Annotated in this window: 12 protein-coding genes; 5 read left to right on the top strand and 7 right to left on the bottom strand. The window is 68.0% G+C overall.

Annotation, left to right across the window (positions count from 1 at the left end):
- Nucleotides 1-13: 13 nt before the first annotated feature.
- The 4 genes from sdhA to QM728_RS04560 are packed head-to-tail and all read left to right on the top strand — an operon-like array spanning nucleotide 14 to nucleotide 4,451.
- Nucleotides 14-1,768, top strand: coding sequence for a succinate dehydrogenase flavoprotein subunit (gene sdhA / locus QM728_RS04575; protein WP_415030864.1), 1,755 nt, complete (start codon nucleotides 14-16; stop codon nucleotides 1,766-1,768).
- Nucleotides 1,768-2,553 carry a succinate dehydrogenase iron-sulfur subunit gene (locus QM728_RS04570; RefSeq protein ID WP_415030863.1) on the top strand — a complete coding sequence of 262 codons (786 nt, stop codon included), beginning with the start codon at nucleotides 1,768-1,770 and terminating at the stop codon, nucleotides 2,551-2,553. Before sdhA ends, QM728_RS04570 begins: the two co-directional genes overlap by 1 nt.
- A gap of 40 nt (nucleotides 2,554-2,593) precedes the next feature.
- Nucleotides 2,594-3,004, top strand: coding sequence for a hypothetical protein (locus tag QM728_RS04565; protein WP_415030862.1), 411 nt, complete (start codon nucleotides 2,594-2,596; stop codon nucleotides 3,002-3,004).
- Between the two features lie 52 nt (nucleotides 3,005-3,056).
- Nucleotides 3,057-4,451: a serine hydrolase gene (locus tag QM728_RS04560; RefSeq protein ID WP_415030861.1), complete on the top strand. Its 1,395-nt coding sequence runs from the start codon at nucleotides 3,057-3,059 to the stop codon at nucleotides 4,449-4,451.
- Here QM728_RS04560 and QM728_RS04555 read toward each other — a convergent pair.
- The 7 genes from QM728_RS04555 to QM728_RS04525 form a co-directional block, all read right to left on the bottom strand.
- Nucleotides 4,353-5,417 (bottom strand): YihY/virulence factor BrkB family protein, encoded by a 1,065-nt coding sequence (locus QM728_RS04555; RefSeq protein ID WP_415030860.1) that lies wholly within the window; start codon nucleotides 5,415-5,417, stop codon nucleotides 4,353-4,355. The genes QM728_RS04560 and QM728_RS04555 overlap by 99 nt on opposite strands.
- 17 nt (nucleotides 5,418-5,434) lie before the next feature.
- Entirely contained in the window at nucleotides 5,435-6,466 is a 1,032-nt protein-coding gene (gene trpS, locus QM728_RS04550; RefSeq protein WP_415030859.1) for a tryptophan--tRNA ligase, read from the bottom strand.
- 13 nt (nucleotides 6,467-6,479) lie between these two features.
- On the bottom strand, nucleotides 6,480-7,337 hold the full coding sequence (locus QM728_RS04545; protein WP_415030858.1) for an exodeoxyribonuclease III: 858 nt from the start codon (nucleotides 7,335-7,337) through the stop codon (nucleotides 6,480-6,482).
- The gene (locus QM728_RS04540) at nucleotides 7,334-7,702 is read right to left on the bottom strand and encodes a hypothetical protein (protein WP_415030857.1); all 369 of its coding nucleotides are present in this window, start codon (nucleotides 7,700-7,702) and stop codon (nucleotides 7,334-7,336) included. Before QM728_RS04540 ends, QM728_RS04545 begins: the two co-directional genes overlap by 4 nt.
- Nucleotides 7,702-8,922, bottom strand: a complete 1,221-nt coding sequence (locus QM728_RS04535; RefSeq protein WP_415030856.1) for an NADP-dependent isocitrate dehydrogenase — start codon at nucleotides 8,920-8,922, stop codon at nucleotides 7,702-7,704. The genes QM728_RS04540 and QM728_RS04535 overlap by 1 nt, the downstream gene beginning before the upstream one ends.
- A 228-nt stretch (nucleotides 8,923-9,150) precedes the next feature.
- Nucleotides 9,151-11,067, bottom strand: coding sequence for a cutinase family protein (locus QM728_RS04530; RefSeq protein ID WP_415030855.1), 1,917 nt, complete (start codon nucleotides 11,065-11,067; stop codon nucleotides 9,151-9,153).
- Between the two features lie 42 nt (nucleotides 11,068-11,109).
- The gene (locus QM728_RS04525; protein WP_415032833.1) at nucleotides 11,110-13,047 is read right to left on the bottom strand and encodes a cutinase family protein; all 1,938 of its coding nucleotides are present in this window, start codon (nucleotides 13,045-13,047) and stop codon (nucleotides 11,110-11,112) included.
- On the opposite strand from QM728_RS04525, the gene QM728_RS04520 reads away from it, so the two are divergent.
- Nucleotides 12,980-13,132 (top strand): hypothetical protein, encoded by a 153-nt coding sequence (locus tag QM728_RS04520; RefSeq protein ID WP_415032911.1) that lies wholly within the window; start codon nucleotides 12,980-12,982, stop codon nucleotides 13,130-13,132. The genes QM728_RS04525 and QM728_RS04520 overlap by 68 nt on opposite strands.
- Nucleotides 13,133-13,208: the final 76 nt, after the last annotated feature.

The following is a 13,208-nucleotide window of genomic DNA, read 5'->3' as shown; positions in this document are numbered from 1 at the left end:
AGACCCACCACCCATGCAGGAACACCGTTACGACGTGGTCATCGTCGGCGCCGGCGGCGCCGGGATGCGGGCGGCCATCGAGTCGGCGCCGCGGGCGCGGACCGCGGTCCTCACCAAGCTCTACCCCACCCGCAGCCACACCGGCGCGGCGCAGGGCGGCATGTGTGCCGCGCTCGCCAACGTCGAAGAGGACAACTGGGAGTGGCACACCTTCGACACCGTCAAGGGCGGTGACTACCTGGCCGACCAGGACGCCGTCGAGATCATGGCCAAGGAGGCCATCGACGCGGTGATCGACCTGGAGAAGATGGGCCTGCCGTTCAACCGCACGCCCGAGGGCAAGATCGACCAGCGCCGCTTCGGCGGGCACACCCGCGACCACGGCAAGAGCCCGGTCCGCCGCGCCTGCTACGCCGCCGACCGCACCGGCCACATGATCCTGCAGACGCTGTACCAGAACTGCGTCAAGCACGACGTCGAGTTCTTCAACGAGTACTACGCCCTCGACATCGCCCTCACCGAGAACGAGGACGGCGAGAAGGTCGCCACCGGCGTCATCGCCTACGAGCTGGCCACCGGCGAGATCCACGTCTTCCACGCCAAGTCGATCGTCTTCGCCACCGGCGGCAGCGGCCGCATGTACAAGACGACGTCGAACGCACACACGCTGACCGGCGACGGCATGGGCATCATCTTCCGCAAGGGCCTGCCCCTGGAGGACATGGAGTTCCACCAGTTCCACCCGACCGGCCTGGCCGGCCTGGGCATCCTCATCTCCGAGGCGGTCCGCGGTGAGGGCGGCATCCTGCGCAACGTCGACGGCGAGCGCTTCATGGAGCGCTACGCCCCGACGATCAAGGACCTCGCGCCCCGCGATATCGTCGCCCGCTCGATGGTCCTGGAGGTCCTCGAGGGCCGCGGCGCCGGACCGAACAAGGACTACGTCTACATCGACGTGACCCACCTCGGCGAGGACGTCCTCAACGAGAAGCTCCCCGACATCACCGAGTTCTCGCGCACCTACCTGGGCGTCGACCCGGTCACCGAGTACGTGCCGGTGTACCCGACCTGTCACTACGTGATGGGCGGCATCCCGACCAACGTCGAGGGCCAGGTCTTGGCGAACAACGACCAGGTCGTCCACGGCCTCTACGCCGCCGGCGAGTGCGCCTGCGTGTCGGTGCACGGCGCCAACCGCCTGGGCACCAACTCGCTGCTGGACATCAACGTGTTCGGCCGTCGCGCCGGGATCGCCGCCGCCGAGTACGCCAACAGCCACGACTTCGTCCCGATGCCGGAGAACCCGACCGAGATGGTCGACGAGTGGCTCGAGGGAGTGCTGTCAGAGCACGGCAACGAGCGCGTCGCCGACATCCGCACCGAGCTGCAGCAGACGATGGACAACAACGCGTCGGTGTTCCGCACCGAGCAGACGCTGACCCAGGCGCTCGAGGATGTGCGCGCACTCAAGGAGCGCTACAACCACATCCGCGTCCACGACAAGGGCAAGCGCTTCAACAGCGACCTGCTCGAGGCCGTCGAACTCGGCTTCCTGCTGGAGATGGCCGAGGTCACCGTCGTCGGCGCCCTCAACCGCAAGGAGTCGCGCGGCGGCCACGCCCGCGAGGACTACCCCGATCGTGACGACAAGAAGTTCATGAAGCACACGATGGCGTACAAGAAGGGCGATGGCCTCCTTGCCGACATCGAGCTGGACTACAAGCCCGTGGTCCAGACCCGCTACGAGCCGATGGAGCGCAAGTACTGATGACCGCAACCGTCGAAGAACCCACCACCGCCGGCGATCCGCCGCTGCCCCCGGTTCCGCCCGAGGCCCGGATGGTGAACCTGAAGATCTACCGGTTCAACCCGGAGAACCCCGATGCCGCCGGCTTCGAGACGTTCCGCGTCCCGGCGCTGCCGACCGACCGCCTGCTCAACCTGCTGCTCTACGTGAAGGGCTACCTCGACGGCACCCTCACGTTCCGCCGCAGCTGCGCGCACGGCGTGTGCGGCTCGGACGCGATGCGCATCAACGGCGTCAACCGCCTGGCGTGCAAGCTCCTGATGAAGGACCTGCTGCCCAAGGACCCGGGCAAGGACCTGACGATCACCGTCGAGCCGATCAAGGGCCTGCCGGTGGAGAAGGACCTCGTCGTCGACATGGAGCCCTTCTTCGACGCCTACCGCGCCGTGAAGCCGTTCCTGATCACCAGCGGCAACGAGCCCACCAAGGAGCGCATCCAGTCGGTCACCGACCGCGCCCGGTTCGACGACACCACCAAGTGCATCCTGTGTGCGTGCTGCACCACGAGCTGCCCGGTGTTCTGGAACGAGGGTTCCTACTACGGCCCCGCGGCGATCGTGAACGCGCACCGCTTCATCTTCGACAGCCGTGACGAGGCCGCCGTCGAGCGTCTCGACATCCTCAACGAGGTCGACGGCGTCTGGCGCTGCCGCACCACGTTCAACTGCACCGATGCCTGCCCGCGCGGCATCCAGGTCACCCAGGCGATCCAGGAGGTCAAGCGCGCGCTGATGTTCTCGCGCTGACCGAAGGGATCCATTCGGGTCCGGGCTGCGTCTAAGGGATATGACGCCTTCATTCGCACGCCCGTTGATCCTGCTCGCGCTCGTCCTGGGCGGCTGCGCGCCGCCCGCGGTGGCCGCACCCGCACCGGGTGCCGCTCCCACCGCGCATCGTGGTGACCGCATCGCGATCACCTTCGTCTCCGACCGGCAACACAACGGCCCGTCCCGCTGGTTCGACTCCTTGAACCGCCCGCGCCAGCAGACGGACACCGTCCTGCCGGCCCAGTCGAGCACCACCCGGCTGTGGACGTCGTCGCTGGTCTACACTGCCCAGCGGCCCGCGCAACGGCTGACGTCGACGTTCACCACCGGGGGCGGATTCGCCCGTTGCGTCGTGCTGGTCAACGACAAGGTCCGCGACGCCAAGACCGTCGCCGGGAAGGGTGCGCGGGTGACCTGCGCCCCCGGCTGAGACACGTCCCGACGACGCCGGGATTGCCAGGTTCACTTGCTAGGGTGAGCCGGTGAATTTCCTGGTGCGCACCTCTGCGCTGGTCGCGGCGGGCGCACTCGCCTCGGGCAGCGCGCTGCTCGGCGCGGGACCGTCCTTCGGCTACCCGTCGCCCTCATCCACCCCGAGTTCCGGCTCGGTCTACGGACCGTCGTCGAGCTCGGCCTACGACACCTCGACCGGCCCCTCGGCCGCCGCGCGCGCACCGATCGACCCGGCCCTGGCCCCGACGAACGGCCCGGCGCCGGCCACGACGCCGTCGACCGACGACTGCCCGTTCCAGTTGAACACTCCCCCGGCGATCGACACCTCGGAGGTCCCCAAGCCCGGCGAGAGCGCACCGAAGCCGCTGCCGGTGCAGATCCCGCCGATCGGCGGCCCTCGGCTGGGCACCTGCGGGGTCGTCGTCGCCGACGGCATGGGCCCGATCCCGCCGAAGCTGACGTCGGCCGCGTGGCTGGTGGCCGACCTCGGCACCGGCGACGTGCTGGCCGCCAAGGACCCGCACGGTCGCTACCGTCCCGCGTCGACGATCAAGGTGCTGCTGGCCCTCGTCGGGCTGGAGGAGCTCAAGCTCGACACCCCGGTCGTCGTCGAGAAGTCCGAGTACGAGCAGGAGGGCGACTCCTGCGGCACCGGGCCGCGCGGCAAGTACACCAACCGCGACATGTTCAGCGGCCTGATCCTGTCGTCGGGCAACGACTGCGCGATGGTGATCGCACGCCAGCTCGGCGGCGTCGACGAGACGCTGAAGAAGATGAACGCGAAGGCGAAGGAGCTGGGCGCCCTCGACACCCGCGCGGCGTCGCCGTCGGGCCTGGACGCCCCCGGGATGTCGACGTCGGCCTACGACCTGGCCGTCATCTTCCGCGCGGCGCTCAAGAACGACACCTTCCGCGAAATGATCGGGCTGCGCCAGTACCACTTCCCCGGGTACCCGCCGCGGCCGGAGATCCCCGACGACCCGGACCACCCCGCCTACGACATGTTCACCTCGAACACGCTGCTGCTGGAGAAGTTCCCCGGCACCATCGGCGGCAAGACCGGCTTCACCGACGACGCGCTCAAGACGTTCGTCGGGGCGGCCAAGGTCGACGACCGCGACGTCGTGATCGTGCAGCTCTACGGCCTGTCCTACGAGGGCTCGACCTACACCGAGCAGGCCAAGAACCTGCTCCGCTGGGGCGGCGCCGCACCGTCGGGCGCGTCGGTCGGCTCCTTGAACGCCAAGGGCGGCGGCGATTCGACGACGACCCCGTCGCCGACCAGCGAACCGGTGGCGCGACCGGCCACGGAGTCCGACTCGGACTCAGGCTTTCTTGGCAGCGGCCTTGTGCTTGGCCTGATCACCCTTGTGGTTCTGGGTGCTCTTGGCTTTCTTGGCCGGCGCGCTCTTCGCCAGCGCTGAGTCCTCGTCCTCGACCTTGTCGTCGAGCAGGTACTTGGCGTTGATCGGGTCCGTCGCACACCAGGCCGTCGCGTAGAAGATCACCCGGGCGATGATGTTGATGAACATCATCACGGTGATGATCGAACCGAAGGCCGCACCGGCGGGACCGCGGGCCGATGCCGCGATGATCATGCCGGCGACCGACTTGAGGACCTCCATCGCGATCGCCGCGACCAGGCCCGCCTTCCAGGCGTTGCGCAGCGGCAGGTTGACCAGCGGCACCTTCGCCAGCACGACGGTCAGCAGCGGCCACGTGATGAGGATCGACACCACCGGCGCGAACAGTTGGACCAGCGTCACCACCGACGGGAACCAGTCCAGGTTCAACCACACGAGCAGCTTGTCCGACAACGACTTCGAGCCGGCCGCGCTCAACACCAGCGCCACGACGAACCACAGGCCCAGCAGGGTGATCTGGGCGAGGTCGTTGAGGCGGGACAGGATCGGGTTGCGGTCAACGCGGCCGCCCCAGATCGCGGTCATCGCCTCGCGCGCGCCCGACATCCAGTTGATGCCGGTCCACGCGGCGAAGACCAGGCCGACCGAGCCGACCGCCGACCGCGACCGGATGGCCGAATCCATGGCGTTGGCGAGGGTGTCGCCGAGGCCGCCGGGCATCGCGTCGGTGATGGCCTGGCGGATGTCGGCGAGGGTCTCCGGCCGACGGCTCAGCACGAAACCCGCGATGGCGAACGCGACCATCAGCACCGGCACCAGGGCCATCACGGTGCGAAAGCTCATCGCCGCCGCGAAGGCGCCGCCGTAGTGCTGGTCGTGCCGCTTCATCGTCGCGACGACGCGGTCGAGCAGGCCGAAGCGGCGCAGCAGCGCCTCCCAGGTCCGCATGATCGCGTCGATGACGGCGCCGACCGCCGTCGTGACGGCCTTCCACGCCGAGGCGAGGGGCGGCGGCAGGGACGGCATCGGTTTCGACGGTATCGCTAGCGCGTCGACGGCGCGAGGAACCCGACCTTGTCGTACACCGACTGCAGGGTGGGGGCGGCCACAGCCCGGGCCTTCGCCGCACCGGCCGCGAGGATCCCGTCCAGGTGCGCCGGATCGTCGAGCAGCTCGTCGACCTTGCCGCGCAGCGGGGTGACGAAGTCGGCCAACACGTCGGCGGTCTCGACCTTCAGGTGGCCGTACTGCTTGCCCTCGTAGCTGGCGACCAGTTCGTCGACCGGCCGGCCGGTGAGTGCGGACTGGATGGTGAGCAGGTTGGAGACGCCGGGCTTGTGCTCCCGGTCGAAGGCGACGACGGTGTCGGTGTCGGTGACCGCCGACTTGATCTTCTTCGCCGAGCGCTTCGGCTCGTCGAGCAGGTTGATCAACCCCTTGTCAGAGTCCGCGGACTTGCTCATCTTCGCCGTCGGGTTCTGCAGGTCGTAGATCTTGGCGAACTCTTTGACGATGTACGGCTTGGGCACGGTGAACGTCTCGCCGAAGCGCGTGTTGAAGCGGTTGGCCAGGTCGCGGGTCAGCTCCAGGTGCTGGCGCTGGTCCTCCCCGACCGGCACCTCGTCGACCTGGAACGCAAGGATGTCGGCGGCCATCAGGATCGGGTAGGTGAACAGCCCGACGCCCGCGGCCTCGGCGCCCTGCTTGGCGGACTTGTCCTTGAACTGGGTCATCCGGCCCGCCTCGCCGAAGCCCGTGATGCACGACAGCACCCAGGTCAGCTGCGCGATCTCCGGGATGTGCGACTGTACGTAGATCGTCGACTTCGCCGGGTCCACGCCGAGCGCGATCAGCTGGGCCACCGACAGGCGGGTGCGCTCGCGCAGCTTCTCCGGGTCCGTCGGCACGGTGATCGCGTGCATGTCCGGGATGAAGTAGAAGGCGTCGTCGAACTCGTCCTGCAGCGCCACCCACTGCTTCACGGCGCCGAGGTAGTTGCCGAGGTGGAAGGAGTCGCTGGTGGGCTGGATGCCCGACAGCACCCGCACGCGGCGGGCGGGCTCGTCGTTGCTCATGTCGTCCAGTCTCTCAAACGTCGAAAACGGTGGTCACCGGGCTGTGGTCGGACCAGCGCAGGTTGTAGGCCTCGGGCCGGTGCACGAACGACTTCGTCGCCCGCCGGGCCAACTCCGGGGTCACCAGGTGGTAGTCAATCCGCCAGCCGGCGTCGTTGTCGAACGACTTTCCGCGCCACGACCACCACGTGTACGGCCCGGGGACGTCGCCGGTGAGCTCGCGCATGACGTCGACCCATCCGGCGGTGAACAGGTCGGCGACCCATTCGCGCTCGTGTGGCAGGAAGCCGGGGCTGCGCTTGTTGGTCTTGAAGGCTTTGAGATCGTTCTCGGCGGGCGCGATGTTCCAGTCGCCGCCGACGACCGTGTGCCGCCCGGTGGCCAGCGCCCGGTCCAGGTGCGCGCCGAACTCGGCCAGGAACCGCTTCTTCTCGGCGAACTTGCGCTCGTCGGTCTCGGTGGCCGTCGAGGTGTGCGCCGGGTCGACGGCACCCTTGGGCAGGTACAGGCTCGCGACGGTGATCGGCCCGGCCGCCGACGGGACGTCGACCTCCAGGTAGCGCCCGCGGGTGTCGAACTCGTCGCTCCCGATGCCGATGCGGACCGCGGCGGGCGCGGTGCGGGTGAGGACGCCGACGCCGGCGTGGCCCTTGACCGTCGACTCGCTCATGCTCAGGTGCCAGCCGTCGTTGAGGGCGGGCGCCAACGCCTCTTCGGCTTGTTCGCGGGTCGCCCGGATCTCCTGCAGCGCAACGGCTTCCGAGTCCAGCTCGGCCAACCACGGCAGCAGGCCCAGGTTCTCTGCGGATCGTTCTTTGACGGCGGCGCGGATGCCGTTGACGTTGACCGTCGTGACTGCGAAGGTGCTCACTCTTGGAAGGCGGGCGGGATCTTCGGGTACTCGACCGCGACCGTCGACGTCTGGTTCAGCAGGCACCGCATCTGCAGCAGCGTCGCGGCCATCGACGTGCGCTTGACCGCGCCGAAGACGCGCACCACGGCCTGCTGCGTCGAGTCGTCGGCGAGCATGTACTCGCGGCAGTTCATCGTGCGGGCGTTGGCCGGCGGCGGGACGACGGGGGCGTTGTCCAGGCCGGGCAGCTTGAACGGCCGCGACGGCGTCGTCGGCGGTGTGTACGTCGCACCCGGGTCGGCGTGCGGGGTGCCCGTGACGGTGCAGCCGGCCACGGAGACCGCGGCGGCCGCCGCGACGACGAAGACGGCTGCCCGGCGCATCAGACCTTCCGCGCCTTCTGCAGGTTCTCGTCGAGGGTGGCCAGGAACTCCTCGGTCGTCTGGTACGGCTGGTCGCCGCCGACGAGGAGGGCGAGGTCCTTGGTCATCTTCCCCGACTCGACGGTCTTGATGACGACGTCCTCGAGGGTCTCGGCGAACTCGCGCACCTCGGGGGTGTTGTCGAGCTTGCCGCGGTGGTCGAGGCCGCGGGTCCAGGCGAAGATCGACGCGATCGGGTTCGTCGACGTCGGCTTGCCCTGCTGGTGCTGGCGGTAGTGGCGGGTCACGGTGCCGTGCGCGGCCTCGGCCTCACAGGTCTTGCCGTCCGGGGTCAGCAGCACCGAGGTCATCAGGCCGAGCGAGCCGTAGCCCTGCGCGACGGTGTCGGACTGGACGTCGCCGTCGTAGTTCTTACAGGCCCAGACGTAGCCGCCCTCCCACTTGAGGCAGGAGGCGACCATGTCGTCGATCAGCCGGTGCTCGTAGTGCAGGCCGGCCGCGTCGAACTGGCTCTTGAACTCCTTGTCGAAGATGTCCTGGAAGATGTCCTTGAACGCGCCGTCGTAGGCCTTGAGGATCGTGTTCTTGGTGGACAGGTACACCGGGTAGTTGCGCTGCAAGCCGTAGTTGAAGGAGGCGCGCGCGAAGTCCTCGATGGACTTGTTGAAGTTGTACATGCCCATCACGACGCCGCCCTCTTCGGGGATCTTGACGATCTCGTGCTCGATGGGCTCGGAGCCGTCGTCGGGCGTGTAGGTGATGGTCACCGTGCCGGCGCCGGGGACCTTGAAGTCGGTGGCGCGGTACTGGTCGCCGAAGGCGTGACGGCCGATGACGACCGGCTTGGTCCAACCGGGGACCAGGCGCGGGACGTTGGAGATGATGATCGGCGAGCGGAAGATCGTGCCGCCGAGGATGTTGCGGATGGTGCCGTTGGGCGAGCGCCACATCTTCTTGAGGCCGAACTCCTCGACGCGGGCCTCATCCGGGGTGATGGTCGCGCACTTCACGCCGACGCCGTGCTTCTGGATGGCGTGGGCCGCGTCGATCGTGACCTGGTCGTCGGTCTCGTCGCGGTACTCGATGCCGAGGTCGTAGTAGTCGAGGTTGATGTCGAGGTACGGGTGGATCAGCTTCTCTTTGATGAACTGCCAGATGATCCGCGTCATCTCGTCGCCGTCGAGCTCTACGACAGTGCCTTCGACCTTGATCTTGCCCATATGGCTGGTGCCCTCCTCGGCATCGGCTGCGCAGGTTGTGTCTGCGACTTCGTCTGTCGGCAGGCCGGTGGCGTGGGTTGCACGACGGCGGACTGCGTTGGGTCAAACCTATCGGTTTAAACCTAGTACGCGTGTATGCCGTCCCGCGCGTCGGCGAAATACATAACGCGCGTACTGTTTGGCAGTCTACCTGGGCGAAATGTTGCGCCCGTCACTGCCTCCCGAACGTCAGCCGACGGTCGGTGCACCCGCGGCCGGAGCAGCTGGCGCACCGGTTTGCGGGCCCATCTGACCAGTGCCGTTGCCGAAGCCGCCGGACCGCCCACGCGGGCCTGCCGAGTCGCCCTGGCCCGGGTTGTTGCCCTGGCCGGGGTTGTTGCCGCGCCAGCCGCCGTTGCCGCCGGACCAGCCGTGGCCCCCACCCGACCAACCGGTCGCCGGCGGCGTGTTTTGCGGCGTCGGGAACGACGGGGTGAACGCCGGCGGCTGCGGCGTGTACTTGGGCAGCGCGGGCTGCGTGTTCTGCGGGCGCTGCTTCCACGGGAAGGTCGGCGGCGCGTACGGCTTGGGCTGGAACGGCCGCTGGTTGACCTGCGGGTTCGTCGGGGTCGGCGCAGCGGGGGTGTTGGGCGTCGCCGGGGCGGACCGACCGGCGGTGGACGCGGCCCGGTAGGCCTGCGACTTCTCCGCTGCCGCCATGGTCTGGGTCAAGGCCGCAGCCTGAGAGGCCGGCGCGGCCGCGCGGCCCGAGGTGGACGAGTCCACCGGCGGCCACGGGGTGGGCCAGATGGTCGCCGGGATCCCCGACGTCTCCGCCGGAATCCGGCCAAGGTCATGGATCGTCTGAACGGTCGAGCCGGTGAAGATGTCCCGGTTGAGCACCGCGTTGCTCAGCTGGTTGCCCCAGAAGATCGTGCCGTTCGCCGGAATCAGAACAAGGCTGGCGGCGCTCAGGCCGAGCGCCTTCGCCGCGTCCACCACCGGTCCGGTGTCGCCGCTGAGCGCAGACCCGACTCCGGTCACCAGCTGGAGGGCGGTGAGCGCGTCGGGGAGGTAGCCGCCCGCGTTGTAGGTCACATACGGCAGCTGCGGCAGGGCGCTGTAGGCCAGGTCGACCACCGGCTGCAGGTTCGCGATTCCCACGTTCGGCAGAACCTTGTTGAGATTGAGGAGGTTGTGCACCTCGCCGTACACATCCGGAATCTTGGCCGCATCGGCTTCCGACATCCCGAGGATGGCCACCGCGTTTGCGCGGACGAGCCGCGTCACCGACGACGGCTGGTCGACGACGCACACGGTGCCACCGCTGCCCGACGCCTTGGAGCACGTGGTGTTGTCGATACCGTCCCAGCTGTCCTTGGTGCGAGGAAGGGCCATCCAGCCCGTGGTCACGTAGTCGGAGTGCTTGACGAAGTAGCCGAGGAGCGCATCAACGGCTCCGAGCGGGTCCTTCACCGGATCGGTCATCGAACAGATCGGATCACCCTCGCTGCACAGCGAGATGACGTTCTCGTCGAGTTTGCCGAATCCGTTCTCACGCTTTCCGGCGACTGTTCCGCCCGGAATGACCCCGAGGAATGCCTGCTCGAATCCGCGACTGAGGAGGCCCTCGGGCCGGTTCTGACGTGAATCCGCGTAGAGGGTGCCGGTGATCTTGTTGGGGTCGCCGGGATCCGTGTTCGATGCGGCCGTGTTCAGCTTCGTTCTCTGATCGTCGGTCAGGTCATAGCCGTCGTAGTTCTCGTTGCCGATATCGGAGAGGACGTCGCCGGCGACACGCGCGCCCTGCGAGTAGCCGGTGATCTCGATCGGTTTGCCACCACACTTGTCCTGGTACTCGGTGACCGCCTGCATGGTCGCCTTGCGCCCCATGTCGACGTTCTTGTTGTGCCCGACCGCCCCGGCCGGCCAGATCGTCGTCGGGTATCCGACCACGATGACGTCCTTGTCGCCAGCATTGTCGATGACCTCTTGCATCAGGCCTTCGTTATTGGCGTAGCCGAGGTCGTTGTTTCCGGGCACCACGATCAGCGCGCCACCGTCCGCGCAGGCGCGCGCCACCGTGGGAGGACTCAACAGTGCTGCGCCCAGGGCTACAGACGCCGCGACGGTGGACAGTGCGCCGACGCGCTTGACGGTAGACATTGGTAAACCTTAACCGACTATGCGCTACCTCACATATGACGCCTACCCGGCAGGCTGGCCGGGTGAGACCTGACCGACGACCGGTCCCGGCGCGACCGGAGCAGGAGCGGTTGGCGCGGCCTGCGTAGGCGCGGCGGGCACCGGAACTGTCGGCGACGGTGCGACCGGTGGCGTGTACTGCGGCACCGTCGGGACCGACGGCGTGTACGCCGGCGGTTGCGGCGTGTACCTCGGCACCGGGGGCGGCGTGTACTTCGGCAGCTCCGGCCGTGGGAAGGTCGGAACCGATCGCGGGTACGTCGGGGCAGGCCGCACCGGAGTCGTCGGCGCGGGCGCCGCGGGAGTCGGTGCCGCGGGGGCCGGCGTGGTGGGCGCCGGGGTCGTCGGCGGGACGGTCGTCGCGGTATCCGTGCCGCGCTGGGTCGACGCCCCGCGACGGTTGGCCGCACGGTCGGCAACGCCCGGTGAAGTCGAATCAGAAGCACCTGCACCAGCGGCGTTGACCGCCTCCTGCCGCAGCGCCGTCTGGTAGACCTTCGACTCTTCTGCCTTGTTCACAGTCGCCACGAGCTCGGCCTTGGTCGGCGCCTCGATAACCGGCGCTCCGGTCACCGGGCCCGACGCGAGCAGTGCGGAACCCGCGCCAGAAGGGCTCCAGTTGCCCGGGTACGGGTCAAACGGGTAGTGCCCCGGCCCCTCCTCGGCCGAAATGAACCCGATCGACCACTGCTTGCCCATGAGGTTGGGGTGGCCGAACAGGCCGCCGACCTGGTTGCCCCAGTAGATCGCGCCGTTGACCGGGATCGCCAGGATGCTGCCGACGCTCCGGGCGATATCGGTGGCCGCCGCGACCAGCTGCGTGGTGTCGCCACCGAGCGCGGGTCCGATGCCGGTCACCAGATTAAGTGCGGCGAACAGGTCCGGCAGGTAACCACCCGCGTGGTAGGTGAGGTACGGAAGCTGCGGCAGCGCGCTGTAGATCAGCTTGACCACCGGCTGCAGACTGGCGACGCCCACGTTCGGCAGGACGCCGTTCAGGTTGAGGACGCTTTGGACCTGGCGGTAGATGTCCGGCACCGAGTTGGGATCGACACCGAGCGACGAGGCAAGGTCGCGCAGCAGCAGCGTGACGGTCGACGGGCGTTCCGCAACGCAGACCCGTCCGTTGGCACCCCGATCCTCGCACTTCACGCTGGTGGCGTCGGCGAGGCCGTTCTCCCAGCCAACTGTCGTTCCGGGGGCTCCCCCGGGGTCTACGGCCATCCATCCCTTCAGTGGGTAATCACCATGCTTGACGAAGTAGCCCAGGAACGAGTCGATCGCGCCCAGCGGATCCTTGATGGGGTCCGCGAGGTAGCAGATGCCATCGCCCTGGCTGCACAGCGTCCGAACATTGCCGCTCAGGTCACCGAACCCGTTCTCGCGCGGCCCACTCATGGTCAGGCCGGGAATGACACCCACAAAGCTGGTCTCGATGCCGCGACCATCGAATCCACTGACGCCGACCTGACGGGGATCGGAGTACAGCGTCCCGGAAATTCGTCCTTCCTCGGTGGCCTTCTTGAGCGCATCGATCTCGTCGGGCTCCAGACCGTAGTCGTCGTAGCGACCATTGCCGATATCGGACAGAACGTCACCGGCAATGCGGCCGCCTTGGGAATAGCCGACGACCTCTACTTTGCCGTCTGGGCATTTGGCCATGTACTCGGCGACGGCTTTCATGGTCGCCTGGTTTCCGATTGCCACGTCCTTGTCGAACCCGACGCCGCCGGCCGGCCACAGCGTTGTCGGGTACTCGACAACCGTGACGTCCTTGCCCTTGTCCGTGGCCCGCTTGATCACTTGAGCCTGCGAGCCGTACTGCACTCCACCGGAGTTGCCGTAGTTCGTGTCCCCGGTGCCGGGTACGACGATGACGCCGTCACACGCCGCCCACGCCTGGTTCGGCGGACTCAAGACCGCGCCGAAGAGCGCCAACACCGCTGCGATGGCAGACAGCACTCCGACGCGCTTCGCGGTGGTCCACTTCGTCGACTTCGACCCCTCGGCGACCGACGCTTCTTGATTAGGCGCTTGCTGCACGGCACAAGCCTTTCCCCGGAGCGACCGCACCGGTGGGCTGCACCTTTGCGATCTGGATA

It is taken from the genome of Gordonia sp. (in: high G+C Gram-positive bacteria) (assembly GCF_047602025.1).
Lineage (GTDB): Bacteria > Actinomycetota > Actinomycetes > Mycobacteriales > Mycobacteriaceae > Gordonia.
The sequence above is the reverse complement of the archived record's forward strand: the minus strand, read 5'-3'. Positions and strand labels throughout refer to the sequence as shown.